The sequence below is a fragment of the Serratia sp. KH_031 genome (genome assembly GCF_057839655.1).
The window spans coordinates 949,497-968,508 of the sequence record NZ_CM174496.1 but is presented as its reverse complement, the minus strand read 5'-3'; the positions used below and the strand labels follow the sequence as shown (position 1 = coordinate 968,508).

General features: G+C 52.0%; 20 protein-coding genes. All 20 read right to left on the bottom strand.

The genetic code is table 11. The features are described 5' to 3' along the window. Positions 1–7: 7 nt before the first annotated feature. The gene (locus AC3ISQ_RS04220; protein ID WP_489350828.1) at positions 8–799 is read right to left on the bottom strand and encodes an aspartate dehydrogenase; all 792 of its coding nucleotides are present in this window, start codon (positions 797–799) and stop codon (positions 8–10) included. Between the two features lie 16 nt (positions 800–815). Next, positions 816–1,610, bottom strand: coding sequence for an SDR family oxidoreductase (locus AC3ISQ_RS04215; protein ID WP_489350826.1), 795 nt, complete (start codon positions 1,608–1,610; stop codon positions 816–818). Then, positions 1,607–2,425, bottom strand: a complete 819-nt coding sequence (locus AC3ISQ_RS04210; protein ID WP_489350824.1) for an alpha/beta fold hydrolase — start codon at positions 2,423–2,425, stop codon at positions 1,607–1,609. The genes AC3ISQ_RS04215 and AC3ISQ_RS04210 overlap by 4 nt, the downstream gene beginning before the upstream one ends. Continuing rightward, positions 2,425–2,949, bottom strand: coding sequence for a cupin domain-containing protein (locus tag AC3ISQ_RS04205; RefSeq protein ID WP_489350822.1), 525 nt, complete (start codon positions 2,947–2,949; stop codon positions 2,425–2,427). Before AC3ISQ_RS04205 ends, AC3ISQ_RS04210 begins: the two co-directional genes overlap by 1 nt. Positions 2,950–2,980: 31 nt before the next feature. Then, positions 2,981–4,243, bottom strand: a complete 1,263-nt coding sequence (locus tag AC3ISQ_RS04200) for an MFS transporter (RefSeq protein ID WP_489350820.1) — start codon at positions 4,241–4,243, stop codon at positions 2,981–2,983. A gap of 56 nt (positions 4,244–4,299) precedes the next feature. Further along, complete coding sequence (locus AC3ISQ_RS04195; RefSeq protein WP_489350818.1) at positions 4,300–5,511, bottom strand: NAD(P)/FAD-dependent oxidoreductase; 1,212 nt, start codon at positions 5,509–5,511, stop codon at positions 4,300–4,302. After that, entirely contained in the window at positions 5,508–6,437 is a 930-nt protein-coding gene (locus AC3ISQ_RS04190; RefSeq protein WP_489350816.1) for a VOC family protein, read from the bottom strand. Before AC3ISQ_RS04190 ends, AC3ISQ_RS04195 begins: the two co-directional genes overlap by 4 nt. A 97-nt stretch (positions 6,438–6,534) precedes the next feature. Then, entirely contained in the window at positions 6,535–7,329 is a 795-nt protein-coding gene (locus AC3ISQ_RS04185) for an IclR family transcriptional regulator (protein WP_489350815.1), read from the bottom strand. Between the two features lie 13 nt (positions 7,330–7,342). Then, positions 7,343–8,098, bottom strand: a complete 756-nt coding sequence (locus tag AC3ISQ_RS04180; RefSeq protein WP_489350813.1) for an SDR family oxidoreductase — start codon at positions 8,096–8,098, stop codon at positions 7,343–7,345. Then, on the bottom strand, positions 8,095–9,138 hold the full coding sequence (locus AC3ISQ_RS04175; protein WP_489350811.1) for a Rieske 2Fe-2S domain-containing protein: 1,044 nt from the start codon (positions 9,136–9,138) through the stop codon (positions 8,095–8,097). The genes AC3ISQ_RS04180 and AC3ISQ_RS04175 overlap by 4 nt, the downstream gene beginning before the upstream one ends. A gap of 22 nt (positions 9,139–9,160) precedes the next feature. Continuing rightward, entirely contained in the window at positions 9,161–9,469 is a 309-nt protein-coding gene (locus AC3ISQ_RS04170; protein ID WP_489350809.1) for a recombinase-like helix-turn-helix domain-containing protein, read from the bottom strand. 3 nt (positions 9,470–9,472) lie between these two features. After that, positions 9,473–9,787 (bottom strand): Rieske (2Fe-2S) protein, encoded by a 315-nt coding sequence (locus AC3ISQ_RS04165; protein ID WP_489350808.1) that lies wholly within the window; start codon positions 9,785–9,787, stop codon positions 9,473–9,475. A 230-nt stretch (positions 9,788–10,017) separates the two neighbouring features. Further along, on the bottom strand, positions 10,018–10,884 hold the full coding sequence (gene rluF, locus AC3ISQ_RS04160) for a 23S rRNA pseudouridine(2604) synthase RluF (RefSeq protein ID WP_489350806.1): 867 nt from the start codon (positions 10,882–10,884) through the stop codon (positions 10,018–10,020). A gap of 190 nt (positions 10,885–11,074) precedes the next feature. Then, positions 11,075–11,995 carry an agmatinase gene (gene speB / locus AC3ISQ_RS04155; protein WP_489350804.1) on the bottom strand — a complete coding sequence of 307 codons (921 nt, stop codon included), beginning with the start codon at positions 11,993–11,995 and terminating at the stop codon, positions 11,075–11,077. A 168-nt stretch (positions 11,996–12,163) separates the two neighbouring features. Further along, positions 12,164–14,329, bottom strand: a complete 2,166-nt coding sequence (locus tag AC3ISQ_RS04150) for a peptidase domain-containing ABC transporter (protein WP_489350802.1) — start codon at positions 14,327–14,329, stop codon at positions 12,164–12,166. A 2-nt stretch (positions 14,330–14,331) separates the two neighbouring features. Further along, entirely contained in the window at positions 14,332–15,600 is a 1,269-nt protein-coding gene (locus AC3ISQ_RS04145) for an HlyD family secretion protein (protein ID WP_489350800.1), read from the bottom strand. A gap of 246 nt (positions 15,601–15,846) precedes the next feature. Beyond that, entirely contained in the window at positions 15,847–16,305 is a 459-nt protein-coding gene (locus tag AC3ISQ_RS04140; RefSeq protein ID WP_489350798.1) for a hypothetical protein, read from the bottom strand. A gap of 196 nt (positions 16,306–16,501) precedes the next feature. After that, the gene (gene speA / locus AC3ISQ_RS04135) at positions 16,502–18,478 is read right to left on the bottom strand and encodes a biosynthetic arginine decarboxylase (protein ID WP_489350796.1); all 1,977 of its coding nucleotides are present in this window, start codon (positions 18,476–18,478) and stop codon (positions 16,502–16,504) included. Beyond that, the gene (locus tag AC3ISQ_RS04130; RefSeq protein ID WP_489350794.1) at positions 18,471–18,602 is read right to left on the bottom strand and encodes a hypothetical protein; all 132 of its coding nucleotides are present in this window, start codon (positions 18,600–18,602) and stop codon (positions 18,471–18,473) included. Before AC3ISQ_RS04130 ends, speA begins: the two co-directional genes overlap by 8 nt. Positions 18,603–18,700: 98 nt before the next feature. Continuing rightward, the gene (locus tag AC3ISQ_RS04125; protein WP_489350792.1) at positions 18,701–18,844 is read right to left on the bottom strand and encodes a hypothetical protein; all 144 of its coding nucleotides are present in this window, start codon (positions 18,842–18,844) and stop codon (positions 18,701–18,703) included. Positions 18,845–19,012 lie beyond the last annotated feature (168 nt).

The window sequence follows — 19,012 nt, the reverse complement described above, 5'->3', positions numbered from 1 at the left end:
CTGATGTTCAGCCGCTGAATCCATCGACCAGACGACGGCAAGCCTGCACCGCACTGAGCGCCGCCAGCGTTGAGGTTTTTGGATTACTGGCCAGTGGCATGCCACACAACTCGATGTGGAACTCGCCAAACTGACCACAAACCTGCAAACGGTGGGTATTGCGCTGGGTATGCGGATCAACCTGTAATTGCACCTTGGTTTCTTCCATGCCCAAACCGTTCAGCGCGATGGTCGCCGCGACGTTGGCATTGGCCGGGAACATCCGCGCAGCCTCGCGGGCAGAACCTTCGAAAAACACCTTGGGAGCGGTTACCGCATCAAGGTCGATCAGTGTCTCCGCTAGGCTGCCGCGCCAACTGGCTGGGCTTTTGCTAGATTGATAAGTCACGCTCGCCAACCCGCCTTCACGCGCAGCGGCCAAGCCATCCATACCCGCGACCGCGCCGGAAAGGATTTGCACTTTGCCGTGATGGCGTTCTCCAGCCTGCTGTAGACGCAGTTGCAAAGCGGCATCCGCCAAAGCCCCGGTAGAGATCACCGCCAACGTCCAACCGCGCTTAATCACCGCTTCACCAAACTCCGCCACCGCCTGTTGGCTGGCACATTCCAACACGAGATCCGGTTGACCATCACACTGATCCGGATGATTGATGGCATCAACGCGCCCGGCAAACTCATTGGCAATTTCCGCATGGTGCGCTTCACGCGCCACGATCCAGCCCAGTTCGACACCCTTTGGTAGACGCGCCAGTACTTCTTTCGCCATCGCGCCATAACCAATCATCATGATTTTCTTCATTATTCCGCTCCTGCGCTTACAGATGCCGATTAAAGCCGCCGGACACATCCAGCGCCGCACCGGTGGTGAAGGAGGCCAACGGAGAGGCCAAGAACAATAGCGCTCGTGCTGGCTCCTGCGGCTTGCCGAGTCGCCCCATCGGAATACCGCGTCGCTGCGCAATCGCCGCCGTCCACTGCTCCCAGTTTTGGCTTTGATCGTCTCGTTCAGCAAAACGACGACGCCATTGCCCAGACTCCACCATGCCCAGCAGAATCGAGTTCACGCGGACGCCCTTTTCCACCAGCTCTTTCGATAACGTCAGCGTCATGTTGAGCAACGCCGCCCGCGCCGCCGAGGTAGCTATCATGTGCTCTTCCGGTTGCAGCGCCAGCAGGGAATTCACGCAGGTAATGGAGGCAATATCCGACTGTTCTAACGCCGGTAAAAACGCCTGCACCGGGTTAATCACGCCGAATAATTTCAGTTCAGCTTCATGCAGCCAGGCGCTGCGTGGTGTTTGTTCAAAATGCGCGACGAAACCTTGTCCGGCGTTGTTGATCAACATATCGACCGCGCCGAAACGTGCAGTCACTTGCAAGGCAAACCGTTCTACTTGATCGACGTCTAACACATCGCAGCTCAGCGCCAGTATTTCGCTTTGCGGAAATTCCGCACGCAGTTGCGCTTCTGCACCGGCCAACTTATCCAAGTCACGACCGCAGAAAGCGACTCTTGCCCCTTCTGCCAACAACAGCCGCAGCGTTTCAAAACCAATGCCTGACGAGCCCCCGGTCACTACGGCTACCCGTTTCTCTATCTGGAAATTCATGGTTGCATCACTCCGGTAAAATTCTGCACATAACGATTGAACGTCTCCGGTGCATCTAAATAACTGGCGTGTCCAGCCTGCGGGATCAGTTGTATTGTTGTCCCGTGCTGTTGCGCCAATGTGGCGGCTGCCGCAGGTGGCGTGATGCCATCTTCATCGCCACACCACACTTCTAACAGGCCACGATAATTCGCCAGATAAGTGTGAATATCATCGTTCGCCAGCATCCAGGCAGCACTCAAGAACCCTTCAGGATCAAGCGACTGCATACTGCTGCGTACCCAAGCGATGTCCTGTTCGTCGGCACCCTGGCGTAGCAAGGCTGAAGCGCGCTGTTCGCCATATCCCTGTGGCCCTAACGTCGCCATCATCTGTTGACGCTGGCCGTACACCTGTTGCCGCTTGGTTTCTGGCTCGCGGGCATATCCCTGAGCCGGGTCCGCCAATACCAGCCCGCGTAACGCATTCGGGTAACAGGCGGCAAAAGCACTGCCAATCAACGCTCCCAGCGAATGCCCGACGATCAACGGTTGCTGGATATCCAACGCCGTCAGCAGCTGCGCCAAGGCCTGAGCATAAGCCACGGCATCCGGTTGTGATTGAGTCAGCGGATAACTACCGCCATAGCCCGGTGCATCCCAAGCTATCAGCCGACAATCCGCTAACAGTTGTCGATCGTTAAACTGCTTAACCCACGACGCCGAGCTGGAGCTGATGCCATGCAACAGCACCACCGGTTGCCCCTGTCCGGCTTCGCGCCAGCTTAGGCGATAACCGCTGCATACCGCCTGTTGACGTTGTGGTAAGCCGTTCATCAGTTGCGCTTCACTTTAGACAGTGGGTGATCCGCCGGGTAGGTCGGGATTTCCGGCTTGGACGTGCCCAACATCACGCACATCAGCGCTTCTTCTTCACCGTGGTTGAACAAGCCACGGTAGATACCGGCGGGAACCGAGATCAGATCCCGCTCTTTCAGAATGGTTTCGTAATAGTCATCACCATCCTGAATCATCAGCGTGATGCTGCCTTTCAGCATGAAGAACACTTCTTCCACATCGTCGTGCAGGTGTAATGGCCCTTCGCATTTCGACGGCAACACCATGGTGGAGAAAGTAAAATTACCCGCGGGTACGGTATTGACGTCAGCAACGACGCCAGTCGCACCGGTACCGATGTAACGCATTTGTGCGCGGCGGTATTTCGGATCAAAATCCGCTTGGAACTTCAGCGCGTTCCAGTCGTATTTACGACCTTCAAAACGTGCGATGCGCGACTCAACCCAGTTACCCATGGAAATATCTTGTGGCTTGATACCCGCTTTATTCTCGACTTGAGACATAATGCACTCCTTTAGTTAAATCAATTGGTTATCAGTACTTTTTCAATAACGGCAGTAGGATGATGCTGCCAATAAAGGCCATCACCACCAGGAACAACAAGCCGTTATCCATATTGCTAGTGGCCGCGATCAACACGCCCATCAGCACCGGAGCCAGTGCACCAGCGAAATTGCCTAACCCATTGAATATGCCGCCTGCGGTGGCACTGACCGTGCTGCTCGTCGCTTTAGCCAACAGCGCGAAAATATTCGGCGCACCGGCTCCCCACATAAAGGTGCTGAATGCCATCGCACCAATGACGCTGTAAGTACCTTCTAGATGCAGCACCGCTACCAGCCCGATTCCGGCTCCGACCAACGAGATGAAACAGGCCAAAGCACGGCGATCCAGCTTGTCCGACATCCATGCACCCAACACTTCACCTAATAACATGGCGATAAACGGCAGCGACGACAGATAACCGGCGTGTTCAAGGTGAATGCCTTTGCCTTTAATCAGGTAGCTCGGCAACCAACCGTTGATACCCCACAGGTAGGTCAGGAAGGCGATGTTAAACAAGCAGATCATCCAAAAGTGCGGGTTATGCAGCAGCTCTTTTAGATGTTGTTTACGTGCGTGCACCGTCGGTTGATGCGTTTCCACCTTCGCTGGGCGTTGGATGTTGAGGTTACGCATCCCCAGCATCACCAACAGCATCACTGGCAGTGTCAGGAATGCCATGAAGAAGAAACTTTCCTGCCAACCAAAGCGCTCAAGAATAAACAGCGTGACCGGGAACCCCAGCGCCGCTCCCAACGGCGTGCCCAAGAGCCACATCATGGTGGCGCGTGCCTGCAAGCGTGGCGGGAAGGTGTGCCGGATGATGGTGTAAGCCAGTGCTAACAGCGGTCCTTCAGCGATGCCAAGCAAAATGCGTAACGTCATCATGGCCTGGTAGGAATGCGTGAATCCCATCATCAGCATCAATCCTCCCCAGACCGCCATCATGATCATCAACACTTTGGCGGGGTTGATGCGGTCGCCAATCCCACTCAATACGATGGAGGAAATACCGTAAGAGAACAGAAACGCGCTCATCAGTAGCCCTAATCGGGTCGGATCAAAACCAATGCCCAGCGCCTGTTGGAAGGTACTGTCGGAAAACAGAGCCGCAATGCTGATCTTGTCAAAAAATGCCAACAATACGCAGGCAAATAACGCCAGAGGGATCGACCAACGCACCTGTTCTTGCGGTTTTTCGGCAACAGCATCCCCTGCCCGCTTGGCGTGGGCATCGATATCTTGCACAACCATAAATCGCTCCCATTGATTTAGGCGTTGTTTCAACGCCATTAAAGAAAGCTCGGGCGTTATTTCAACGCCATCAGAGAAAACTCCGCATCCACCAGTTGTTCTGGCTCCAGTACTCGCCCACTGGCTAGCCAGCGTTTGCCAAGCTTGATGGTACGTGCATCATTGAATGCCACCATTTGCACTAATTGCCGGTCGGCATTCAGAGTGAAAAACACTTGCGACTGCGCAGTCCGGCGCACCAGATGGTGAACACCGCCTTGCGGGACGCCGAGGATCTGGATATTGGTGTCGTATTGATCTGACCATAGCCAAGCGACGTCGTTGTAAGGAGCTGCAAAAGCATCCAACATCGCGCAAGCGGTGCTGATGGCCTGATTTTGCGCGTAAGCCCAAGATTGCAGACACAAACCAAGTTGCGGGTGACGCGCCACGTCGCCAGCAGCGAAGATCGCCGGATGGCTGGTACGCCCTTGTCCATCGACCACAATGCCGGCTTCCACCAGTAAACCCGCGCTGTGAGCCAGTTCCAGATTCAATTCGACACCGATACCGACCACCACCAAATCGAACGATTGCGCAGCGCTGCTGGCACTGCCGATCCACGCTTTGCCATCACGTTGCTCCAGTTGAATATCACCACAATCGCAATGTACGGTGACCCCCTGCTGCTGATGCAACGCCAACAATGCTTGCGAAACCTCCGCCCCGACACTGCGCATACAAAGCCCAGGTTGACGTTCGAAGACCGTGACCTCAACAGCCAACTTGCGAGCAGAAGCGGCGATCTCCAATCCGATCCACCCTCCGCCAACGATCGCCAATCGTTGACAGTTGCGTAATTCTTGGCGCAAACGTTGTGCATCGTCCCAAGAGCGTAGTGTCATCACCTGTGGGTTTGCCAACCAACTGGCATCCGGCAAACGTGGGCGGCCACCGGTGGCGATCAGCAGTTGATCAAACTGCAATTGACGACCATCGCTCAGGGTGATGACTTGCTGTTTGGCATCGATGCTTTCGGCACGTAATGGGCGATACCAAGTGATATTCAGTGCCGTAACCACTTCAGCGCTGAACAGTTGGCTGAATGAAGGTTCGTCATCCAGCAATACTGCTTTTGATAACGGAGGGCGCTCATAGAAGTCGTAAGGCTCGTCGCTCACCACGCTCAGCGTGCCGTCGTAGCCACGATCGCGTAACGTTTTCGCCGCCCAGCCACCGGCCTGACCGCCGCCGATGATGACTATGCCCGCACGGATTGGCTGGCTCATAACGCCCCCGGCTTCTTATGCTGACGGCGGGTATCGTGATCGATGCCGCCTTCCACCGCCCATTCGGTGAACGACACCAGAGAATGTTCCAGTTCACGCGGCTGCCAGTTTTCCGTCAAGAAGTCGTCGTTGGTGTAATACTCAAACGCGCCGCCAGTTGGGCTGTTGACGTACCAGAAGTAAGCGGAAGAAATCGGATGGCGACCGGGTCCGATAAAGGTGCTCCAGTTTTCTTTATTCATCGCGATACCGCCGCCAATCACTTCGTGAATATCGCGCACGGTGAAGGCCACGTGGTTTAGGCCACGCGAGCGGTTCGGTAATTTCAGCAGGAACAGATTGTGGTGCCCGCCGCGCACTTGAGCACGCAAGAACACCGCGCGATCGATATAGCGATCGGAAACTTGGAAACCGAGTTGTTCACGATAGAAACTTTCCGTCGCAGCCAGATCGTCAACAAAGAACACCACGTGGCCAATATTGACTGGCTGCGCCTGCGAATAAACCGGGCTTGGCTGATCGATACGGCGCACATCGCCCCACTGGTTGATCGGCAGTACCGGCAACTCCACTTCATGCTGTTGAGTCACGGCAAAGCGCAGTGTCATCCCATTCGGGTCGCGGCACTCCAACATTTCACCGACACGTTGGAAACCCGGCATCGTCGCCAGTTTGACTGCCAACGCGTCCAATTCGGTCGGATTCGCCACGCCCCACGTCATACGACGCAGTGTGGAACCGGCTTCAAATGCTGGGGGTAAGTCGTCACTGTTTTGCGGTTGCAGCACCACCCGAGCGCCGCTCAACGTAGTGAATTCCGTTGAACTCTCAGCTACCGCCTGTAGACCAAAGTCATTCATAAATCTGGCGCACGTTGGCAGATCTTCGACGCCAAATTCCAACTTTTCGATTCCAATGATGCTCATAATTCTGCCTCATAAATAGGTTTTTAGGCGTGCAGAAACCCCGGCTCCTGTTTTTCAGGAGCTTAATCCCTGCCTAAATCAATTAATCAGAATGGGATCAGCCGACGTTTGCCTGCACTGACGCCCCTAAGAACCCAGAAATTTTCTGTGCCGCATCGCGGACTTCCGCTCGCAGCCGTTCACGATCCGCTTTTGGGATTTCGTCGAATGGCACCATGATGCTGACCACCGCTTCCACTTGCTGTTCCCGGTTAAAAATAGGGTAAACAATGGACGAAATTCCACGGCGGAAGAAGGACTCACCAATCACATAACCGCGTGCTTTGTCCTGTTGCACCATCTGCCACAGCGCCTCACGGTTAGTCGGGGCGCCCGGTGCGATATCGGGCAGAACATCATGCGGATAAAGCTTGTCGAACTCTTCACGTGTGGTACTGGTTAATAGCATTCGACCTAATGAAGTCTGATGAACCGGCAAACGCGTGCCGACACTCACCTGATTGATTTGCGAACCGGCAGCGCTGACGCGAGCGATGTAGATCACGTCGCGTTCGTCGCGAATTGCCAAGTGGCTGCTGCACTGGCTGCGATCGCGCAGTTGTTCGATCACCGGTTGCCCGACCTGCGCCACATCCAGCGAGGCAATGTATTCAAACCCTAATCGCAACACCTTGATGCCGAGACTAAAAGTATTGGTGCGCACGTTGCGTTCCAGAAAACCAAGGTGTTCCAGCGTTTGTACCACGCGATAGGCGGTAGCTTTTGGCATGTCGACCAAGCGATGCAGTTCTGCAAAGGTCATTTCCTTACGTTGTTCACCCAATGCCAGCAGCATCTGTAATCCACGATCCAACCCTGGGATCAGATACTTACATGCTTGTTCGTCAGCCATATTGCTTTCCTTCCTAGTTGAATACAAAGCCGCCGTTTACTGGAATCAGTTGCCCGGTAACGAAATCCGCCAGCGACGACAGCAAGTAAAGCACACTACCGGTCACGTCGTCAGGATGTTGTGCTCCCGTCAGCGCTCGACCTTGCTCATACAACTGATGGCGCTCGGCTGGGACATATTCGGTCGCTTCCACTCGCGTCAGCCCCGGCGCAATGGCGTTGACACAAATTCCCTGTTCACCCAATTCACGCGCCATCGAACGTGTCATGGCGATCAACGCACCTTTACTGGCAACATAAGCCATTAGGCGCGGTGCGCCCCACAAAGCAGTATCAGACGCCACGTTGACGATCTTGCTGTGCGGCTGCTGCGCTAACAGCGGGACTGCCGCCTGACTGACCAACCAGGTACCCCGCACGTTAACCTGCATGACCCGATCCCACAGCTCAATATCGTATTCCATCATGGTTTTGCCGCCAACCCCGGTCGCCAGTGCCGCATTGTTGACTAGGCCATGAATCGCCCCTCCTTGGGCGATGGCGCTGAACGCATGGCTAATTGAGGCTGGTGAAGCTAGATCGATCACCTGAGCTTCAACCTGAGCACCTTGTTCACGCAGTGAGGCAGCGGCACTTTGCAACTCATCGGCCAAAATGTCGCACATCACCACCTGCGCTCCGGCGGTAGAGATGGCGCTGGCGAAACTGCGCCCCAACCCGCGCGCTGCGCCGGTCACTACGATGCGTTTACCCGCCAGCAAGCCATTCATTGAACCATTTCTCGTTCGCTGAGTTGCGCCAATTGCTTCTGCGCTTCTCGTTGCATCATACGGCGCAGACGCGAAACACCAACATCGTGTTGATACAGGTATTCGTGGTCACGCGCGTTCGGTGCCATGTTTTCCAATACCACGCGATCTTGCTCCAATACGTCCCAGTGCAGCGCTTCCAAACGGTTGCGATACATGAAACGCCACAGGTTACGCTGCCAATCTTTCACTTTACGGATACGCCAGAAGAATACGCGGCAGTGATCTTTATCTTCAGGGACGACCATGCCGATAATCCAGAAGTGACCGCCCGGCCCGAAACGTTTCTTATAGGGGATCGACAAACGCATCCACATCGCACCGCTGTCACCGAGTTCTACCCAGTCAAAGTTGACGCCAATTTGCCCGTTCTTCTTGAAGATAAAACCAGTATCGGTCGGCTCCAACATCATGTCGGCCTTGCGATCGCCTTCCGCCATTGAATGCGAAGAAGAGTGCAAATAGGTGCCATGCATGGGGTCCATCACGTTTTCCAACGCATATTGATAGTTGCAGTCCCAACTGGCGGTACACAGGAAGTTGCTGTAGGACTCGCTATCGGCCAATTCTGGCGGGAATACCAGAGAGGCAGGTTGTTCGTCGGCAGTCACGCCGAAGTACAGAAATACGGTGCCGTGAGCCTCATGCACCGTGTAAGAACGCAGGCATTTTTGCCCGACCAACGGGCAGTTATCCACCGCTGGCACATCTTTAACTTCGCCATCGCCGCCGACTTCTACGCCGTGATACCAGCAGGCAATACGGTCGCCCAAGTTCCAACCCATCGACAAACGCGCGCCGCGGTGCGGGCAGCGATCTTCTAGCGCGTGAATTTTACCTTCACTATCACGCCACAAAACAATTTGTTGTTCCAAACGGGTAATACCCACCGGGTTGTTGGCCACTTCCCAACTGGCTAACACCGGGTACCACAAACCGCGTAAACCTTGATCCAGATAATCTTGCACGGCCTGTGCTGAGGCTTTTGTATTGGTTGTCATTGCCGCTTTCTCCTTGATGTACTCAGAAACCGTTAACCTGAAGGAACTCGCTGAATGTGGTTTCGCTCCACGGCTGGCCGTTACGATCGAACAAACGGCGTTGGTTTAGCGCGCTAACAATCGGCTCCAACTCTTCCACACCTTGTTCGAAGATCTCTTCCAACGCACTGACCAACGCGGTTTCAAAACCGTCCGGCAAACGAGCGCGGGTCTGCCAAATGACGTTTTGATATTTGCCGGGTTGATGGATCTGGCCGTGACCGCCTTCGCGTGCTGGGATCACTTGCTGGGTATCTGGTAACCAAGGATTGATGTCGGTGATCTGCTGCATGGGTTACTCCTCTATGAAAGTGATCTGGATTTGATTGTCGACCACTCGGGTGGGATAGGTTTGCAGATCGCGGCCACCGGGTTCACGCAGGCACTGCCCTGTGCGCACATCAAACAGCGCTTCATGCAGTGGGCATTCGACCTTACCGTCATCAACAAACCCTTGGCTGAGCAAGGCATAAGCATGCGGGCAAACGTCTTCCAAGGCGTAATATTGACCGTCGAGCAAATAAACACCGATCTCTTTCCCATTCACTTTTCCAGAGAAGGGGAAATCTTCTTTCACCTGTGAAACTTCACACACGTTTTTCCAACTCATTGCTTTTATCCTCTAGCTGATTGTTTCATATGTGAAACTCAGTTTCTTATTTAATACAGTCACTATAGGTCTGGTGAATCTTTCGTCAAGAGAGTGGCGAACGAAATGTTAATGAATAGTTATTGAATAGTGACAAATGCGAATGAGATCACAAAAGTGTGAAACGTGAGGGAGTGAGACAGGAATAAAACTGGCAGGGCGTTCACACCCTGCCAAGGACTTAAAGAGGCTCAGCGCCCTTTCTTTTTGCGACCCGGCTGAGCAAAACGCTTACGACCCGCCGGGTTAGCACTCGGCTTATCAGCACTTTTCGCCCCATTGCTGACCGGTTTTCTTACCGCAGGTTTGGCTTTCTTGGTCGCCGGTTTCGCTTCGGAAGTGGAACCTTCGATCGATTTAAACAACTCAATCAATTCGTCATCGGTGAGATCGCGCCATTCACCTAACGGCAATCCCGCCAAGCTGACGTTCATAATGCGAGTGCGCTCCAGCTTAGTCACCTCAAAACCGAAATGCTCACACATGCGGCGGATCTGACGATTAAGCCCTTGAACCAGCGTGATACGAAAGACAAACGGAGCTTCTTTCTTCACTTTGCATTTTTTGGTCACCGTGCCCAGCATCGGCACACCGGCACCTAAACCACGGATAAAGTCGTCGGTTACCGGTTTATTCACCGTGACCCGATACTCTTTCTCATGATCGTTGCCCGCACGCAGGATCTTGTTCACCAGATCGCCGTGGTTGGTGAGGAAGATCAGCCCTTGAGAATCTTTATCCAACCGCCCGATCGGGAAAATACGGGTGCTGTGGTTAACGAAATCGACAATGTTGTCTTTCTCGCCATCTTCCGTGGTACTGACGATACCCACCGGTTTGTTTAGCGCAATAAAGATCAGATTTTCTTCGTTGCGAGGCTCAATGGTTTGGCCGTTAACCTTAACAACGTCGCCAGCAAACACCCGATCGCCCAGGGCAACGCGTTTACCATTGATAAATACGTTGCCCTGTTCAATGTAACGATCGGCATCGCGACGCGAGCAAATGCCGCTCTCGCTAATATACTTGTTAAGGCGTATAGAAGGTTTTTCCAGCATGGGTTCTCCATAACTCTTTTGATCAACAAGCACGCTGACCTTGGCAGGCCAGCGTGATGATCTATACCCTAAATAATTGGAGTTGCATCGCGGCGGCAACTGAGCGAAGCCCTAGGAGCTTGGCTCACCAAGTGACTAGGGTGAGCAAAGGCAGCCAACAAAGAGGCTGCTCCAAGTATGACGGGTATACTTACGCCTGCTTTTTAGCCGCTTGCAAGTACAGCATTTCCAAACCCAGTGTCGCCGCCGCCAACGCGGTGATCTCTGATTGATCGTAAGCGGGAGCCACTTCGACGACGTCCATACCGACGATATTCAGCGACTGCATGCCACGCACCAGTTTCAAGGCGCGATCGGAAGTCAGGCCGCCAATCACCGGCGTACCGGTGCCCGGTGCAAACGCCGGATCTAAACAGTCGATGTCAAAGGTCAAATACACTGGCATATCGCCGACGATCTGTTTGATCTGAGTCAGCAAATCGTCCACGCCACGATCGTTCACTTGCGCGGCATCCAACACGGTGAAGCCGTTATCGTGGTCGAACTCGGTACGAATACCGATCTGCACAGAGTGATTCGGATCGATCAGCCCTTCGTTCGGCGCGTGGAAGAACATGGTGCCATGGTCAAACTTGCTGCCATTCGCGTAGGTGTCGGTGTGCGCATCGAAATGCACCAACGCCATTTTGCCGAAATGCTTAGCGTGAGCACGCAACAGCGGCAGCGTAACGAAGTGGTCACCACCGAAGGAAAGCATACGCTTACCGGCTTTTAGCAGTTTTTCTGCGTGCGCCTGCAATTTGTCGCTCATGTCCTGTGCATCACCAAAGTTGAACACGATGTCGCCACAATCGACGACATTCAGACGATCGCGCAGATCGAAGCTCCACGGCCAGCGGTTACCTTCCCACGCCAGATTGGTGGAAACCTGACGGATCGCCGCCGGGCCATGACGCCCACCCGCACGACCAGAAGTCGCCATATCAAATGGAATACCGGTGATTACCCAGTCTGCATCGCTGTCGTAAGGCATGAAATTCAGCGGAAAGCGCAGGAAACCAAAGGCATTGGACACTAAGGAGTTATCGGACTGATGGCCTAAGGTGCTCATAGTAAACCCTCTATTTCAACGTGTTGCCTGCGGCAGAGGCCTTCAGGCAGTAGCAAAAAAAATCCCTCCCGCGTCGTTAACCCGACGAGGAAGGGATGGATTCGGTGTTTTGTTCACAACGATTTGTGATAGCGCGGATTATCGCCGCATTTTGCCAAGGCTTCAACCCTATTGGCTCGTCGCTGCAAGTATAGAAGAAGAAGTGGCTATCCTACCGCGATCCAGTTCGATAACGCGATCGGCAGAGGCAATGGTTTCGGGTCGATGAGCAATCAATAAGATGGGTAAACCCAATTGGCGTAAGGTTTGGCTGATGATAATTTCATTCTCGACATCCAAGTGGCTGGTTGCTTCATCCAATACCAATAATTTTGGCCGTTTGTATAATGCCCGAGCTAATAATAACCGCTGTTTTTGCCCACCCGATAGTGTGCCACCCATTTCCCCCACCAACGTTTGGTAGCCCATCGGTAACGCCATAATATCCTGATGTAATTGTGCTAATTCGGCACAATGCTGCGCCCATTGCAGATCAGTATCGTGAGAAAAAAAAGTGATGTTATCTAGAATCGCGCCGCGAAACAGTTGGTCTTCTTGTAATACCGCGCCAATCATTTGGCGTATTTGCGTATAACCGGCCTGTGAATGCTCAATACCTAACGTACACAGCCGCCCTGAAGTCGGCGGATATAAGCCCAAAATCAATTTAGCCAGCGTGGTTTTGCCACAGCCGGAGCGCCCAACCAGCGCAACCACTTCCCCCGGCATGATTTGTAGTGAGATATCCGTCAGAATCTCGCGTTCGCCTTGAGCGTAACTGAAGCAAAGATTATCCAATACCACCACCGGGTGCTCCGGTCTTAATACTGGAATAACCAAAGCGTGCGGAGTCTCCAGTTGCTCTGATTCGGCTACCGGCCTCGCGCCCTCCCGTGGCGTAATCACAATATCTGCCAACCGTTCGTTGTAAATATCGAGCATACGCCAAGCAAATGCCTTGTCGATCAGCCCATTGATACTGGCAGAAAAACGGCCTTGAAAAGACATATAGGCAACTAACATCCCAACAGAAAACTGCCCGGATAACACCGCTTGCGCACCAAACCATAGAACCGCCGCCCCCACCAAACTACCGATCACGGTATTGATGATGTCGTAAACCATCGCCAACTTGCTTTCACGCAACTGGGTATTACGACGGGCGATGTTCAAGTTGCGCCAAGCCGATTCCCGATGCATCAACGCCCCATTGACTCGCAAGCTGAGAATCCCGTGCAGAGTTTCTAAAAAATGACTCGACTCCCGGGTACTCGCCATCCAACTGTCTTCGGCCGCCTTGCGGAAAGTGCTGAACCACAGGATACGTAAAGCGGCGTACAGCAACGCCGCAGCAATGGCGATCAACGTCAATTGCACGTTATACAGCAGCATCATGCTTAACGTTCCAACCACCAACAGAACATCGAGAAACGCCTCTAAAATACTGGTGGTTAGCGTATTTTGGATGGTGTCGACCGCATCAAATTTCGCGCTGATATTGCCAATATCCCGCTTTTCAAACCAATCAATCGGCAAACGCAGCAAATGATGAAAAACATTCGCCGTCCATTGCATATTGAAGTTCACTGCCATGGAAATGGTTGCCCATTGTCGGACTAACCCGATCAGGGTTTGAACTGCGGTCATCAGCAACATCGCAATCACGATCAAGGCTAAGAGGCTATCATCCAACGCCACCAAGACTTCGTCGATCACAATTTGGTTAATCAGCGGGCTGAGCAATGCCAAAACTTCAAGTGCCAGAGCAAAACAGAAAATGCGCGCGAGTGCGGCTTTTAAACCGACGGTATGACCTATCAAGGCAGTCAAGCGTACTTTCTTGCGCTCATCGCGTTTTTCAAAAGCATGAGTCGGCGTCAGTTCTAACGCGATCCCAGTGAAATGGCGATTCGCTTCCGTCAGCGACATTTTTACTTCGCCACGGGCAGGATCGTGTAACTCAATCTGTTGACCTCGAGCACGTTTGAGCACCACAAAATGGTTGAGATCCCAATGTAAGATGCAAGGGAGCACGAGTTGTTCTAATTCTTCCAACTCCAGCCGTACCGCACGGCCAGAAAGACGTAAAACCGCCGCACACTCCATCAAGCGCGCGAAAGTCATACCGTGCTGAGAAATGCTAAATTGTCCGCGTAAGCTGGGAAGGTCGATACGGTAGCCATGCCACCCCGCCACCATTGCCAGACAAGCCACGCCACATTCTGCGGATTCCGTTTGGCGAATCAACGGCAAACGCCGTCGCCAGTGCAACTGCAAACTTTCGATCCATTCCATGGTTATATTTTGCCGCGTAGGCTCCATAAAGGTTCCAGCAGCCATTCGTAAAGCCGTCGGGTATCCAGATCAACATCCGCTGCTACCGCCATCCCCACTCGTAAAGGTTCTTGTCGGCCATAAGCGGTCACGGTGGCCTTATCCAGCGCCACCACCACGCGATAATGACCTTCATTTTCTTTCCACGTCACCGGGTTACGTTGCATAACATCAACAGAGCTGAGACTGGAACGCGTGACCTCACGCGTTATGCCATATTGCACACCGAACTTTTCAAATGGATAGGCAGCAAAGCGCAGACCAACACGTTGATTAGGTTTGATAAAACCAACGGATTTACTCGGCGCGTAAAGTTCCACTTGGAGCTGCGCATCGGCTGGCACCAAGGTTAATAAGGTTTCATTCTGATTGACCGTTTGCCCAGATTTAATCAACACCGCCGCGACACTGCCCGCAACCGGTGCGGTCAAGGTAGTAATTTCTTGTGCTTGGAGTTCGATTTGCTGTTGGCGAATACCTTGTAGCTGGCGATCCAACTCCGCCCGGCGACTATTTCCTTGCTGTTGCAAACTACTTAATTCGGTTTTGGTGGACTCTAATTCACGCCTCAATCGCTGCTGCGCCTGTCTTTGGCTTTCGACATAGCCTTCTGCTGCTGCCAGATCGATTTGTTTCTGCTGATATTCGATTTCTGAAACGTATTTTTTGCTGACCAACTGACGATAGCGATCCATCACCGAGCGAATTAATACGGCTTGCTGTAATGATAATTTCAACGCTTCGGCAGCACTATTTAACTCATCTTGTAATTGCCCAAGACGTAAACGTAAACCTTGTTGTTGGGTAGTATTAGCCGCCATTTCCTGCTGACGCTGTTGCTCCAGCATTTGATATTGCTGAGTTAACGATATTTTTACCGCCGCCAACGTCGCTACGCCCAAACCATCGTAACGTTCACCACTAAGACGATAAAGTAACTGCCCTGCTTCAACTTTATCGCCCTCTTTGACCAATAACGCCTCAACACTGCCTTCGCTACGCGCCACCACTTTCACCAAACCAGTTGATGGCATAACAACGCCATCCAAACGCGCCTTGCGGGTATATTCACCCAAGATCAAAAAAGCGAATAGAGCACCAACCACCGCGATACTCGCGTAAGCGAATACCGTCATATTCAGGCTAGGAGGAATTAATATCTCCCCCTCAGTATGCGTGGCTTGAGCGGTGAAATAGGCTTGGCGATAGAGGTGGTGGTTGTTAGGTAACATGGGTGTTAGTCCGTTGATTTACCGTTATACCAATAATAAAATCGCAGTAACCATGAAAATGATGAAAGCACACCCAAGTAAACAAAAAAAGCGATCATAATATCCACCGCACTATTATCCGGTTGCATAATTCTTAGCGAAGAATAGGTAATCAATGAAGGGGAAACACCGACGAAAAAGAATAGTTTAATAAAGTCAATTACTTTCATTGAGCTGCCACCATAAAATTAAGTGATCATATATTTTTTATCTTTTAGAACCGCCCCACCGTTTCAAATGCCAACTATCTCTAAGATAAAATGTTAGTCGATAGACTCCAATCAAGACAAACTCAATACCCAACATAGTTAAAAATAGAAAAGCAATCTTTTCACCATCAGAAAATAATCCATTCCTATAAATAGCCATATCCCTCACCAATAGTTGAGGAACACAGAACGCACAAAAGAACACAGTAAAAAATACTAAGTTATCTACCTTCATATTGTAGTTATTGTTACTCGGTTTATGAAAGAACCAGCGATAAAAAACATTCAATCCGTAGAAAATGCAAATAAAACCAAAGAATACTATCAGCTTAATAGCAGGTTCAAATCGCATCCATTCAGTTGGGCAGAAGTAAAAAACCAAACCTCTACTCCAACAATAAAAGGCTATCGATGATGAAATAAAAATGAACAACCAACGCTTCCATTGTTTTTCCACATGCCCTCCTTGCATCAAAATTTCACTCAGTAACACACGAGTTAACTTATAACTCAAACGTCTTATTTATCTCTTCCGTTGTCTAAATGCAACATAAATTAAAATAGCTATTGGTTTTAAATATTCTAGTTTCATTTAGATATTAAAAAAGGCGCTGAATGCTCAGCGCCTTTCCATCATTCATATCAATTATTACTTATTCATCTTCTAAATAAGTATAACCGTATAATCCAGATTCAAACTCTTCCACGAATTGCGCTTGCAGTTCGCTATCCAGATCGGTTTCTTTAACCTGGTCGCGGAATTTAGCCAGCAGCGCTTTAGGATCTAACTGCACATATTCCAGCATATCGGCAACGGTATCCCCTTCGTCGGACAATTCGGTTTCTACCGAACCATCAGGGAAGACGAAGACATCCACCGAAGCGGTGTCGCCAAACAGGTTATGCATATTGCCCAAGATTTCCTGATAGGCACCCACCATAAAGAAGCCCAAAATCGGTGGGTTCGCTGGATCGTATGGCGGCATTGGCATAGTCGTCGCCACGCCGTCACCGTCCACGTAGTGATCGATGGTGCCATCGGAATCACAGGTGATGTCCAGCAGTACCGCACGGCCTTCTGGTGGCTTGTCCAACCCTTCCAACGGCAGCACCGGGAACAGTTGGTCAATCCCCCAAGCATCTGGCATCGATTGGAACAGCGAGAAGTTGACGTAGAACTTATCCGCCATACGTTCTTGCAGTTCATCAATGATCGGACGGTGCGCACGGTTGCTCGGGTCCAACTGTTTCTGGATCTTGTTGCAGATATTCAGGTACAGCTCTTCCGCCCAAGCACGCTTAGTCAGATCCAACATACCGTGAGCATATTGAGTGTGAACGTCGTGCAAATCCATCTGGCTGTCGTGCAACCATTCACGCAATGAACGGCGGTTCTCTGGTTCGTTCAGTTCCAGCCAAGTTTCCCATAAGCTTTCCAATGCACGTGGTGCATCTTCCGTTGGCGGTAGTGGATCGTTGAATTCGTTGCGCTCAACGCCAATCACGTTGGAAACCAATACAGTATGGTGCGCAGTGACTGCACGACCGGATTCGGTGATCACCGTCGGATGCGGTAAACCATGCTCATTACAAGCGTCACCGATGCCCCAAATTACGTTGTTGGCGTATTCGTTCAAACCATAGTTGACCGAACAGTCAGATTGGGAACGTGTACCTTCGTAATCCACACCTAAACCGCCACCCACGTCGAAGCATTGGATGTTCACACCCAGCTTATGTAGCTCGACGTAGAAACGTGCCGACTCGCGCACGCCGGTCGCGATATCGCGGATATTCGCCAACTGCGAACCTAAGTGGAAGTGCAGCAACTGCAGGCTGTCGAGGCGGCCCGCTTCGCGCAGCGTTTCGACCAGTTTCAATACCTGAACCGCGGCCAGACCGAACTTGGATTTTTCACCACCGCTCGACTGCCATTTACCTGAACCCTGCGATGCCAAACGCGCACGCACGCCCAAACGTGGAATCACGTTCAGACGCTCAGCTTCTTCCAGCACCATGTTGATCTCTGACATCTTCTCGATCACCAGGTACACCTTGTGCCCCAGTTTTTCGCCGATCAGCGCCAGACGAATATATTCGCGGTCTTTGTAGCCGTTACAGACGATCACCGAGCGGGTCATACCGGCATGAGCCAGCACAGCCATCAGTTCCGCTTTGGAACCGGCTTCCAGCCCCAGCGGTTCGCCAGAGTTAATCAATGATTCGATCACGCGGCGATGTTGGTTCACCTTGATCGGGTAAACCAAGAAATAGCCACCTTCATAACCGAACGATTCGCGCGCACGTTTGAATGCGGCGTTAATCGAACGCAGGCGATGTTGCAGGATCTGCGGGAAGCAGAATAACGCCGGCAGGCGCTGCCCATCTTTCTGGCGCTCTTTGACCAGTTCAGCCAGATCGACACGTGCCTGTGGGACATCCGGGTCCGGGCACACACTGATGTGACCTAACTCGTTGACGTCATAGTAATTGTTGCCCCAGTAGGCGACGTTATAAGTACGCAGCATTTTGCTCGCGTTACGATCATTCATGGCAACCTCCTGCATGGAGCGCAAAGATATAGGTTCGCCCGTAGTACACGGACGTTGAATCAACAGATCATCAGACATTACTCGCCTCACATCCCGTACTGACGATACAGTCAGCCACTATCGCAGCAACAACCCACGAGAACAACCCAGCAAACCGCCGTTTTGGCAGCAAATAAAGCTGCTGTGCGCGATCAGCGTTCATATAATTGTAAGACACCTTGTTCAAACCTCGAGAATCAGGTCAAGAAACATCCCACAGGAAGGCTGCAGGCTACCCTTGTTCAGTGCTTCAAGCGACCGTCAACCGGCCCGAGCATCCTGAGTAGCGCCCAGATGTGTATAACATCGGGTAGATGGTGTAGAGACGAAATGGGGGAGAAGAGAATAATGCGCGCCAGGATAGCGCTGCTGCTGAGAACCAACAACCGGTAGACAACGGATCATTAACCCAACCACCTCCACGCCTGTCGTTCTTAGTAAACGACTCAGCCTCTATATAGTGTAAGAACGTGACCGTTCGATGAAGCGGTGCTGTCGGTGAATTGCCAAGAGGTTTGCTTACCCTCCATGCTGTGCACCAAATGAACCGCGCGCGCAGTTTATACCGATAAC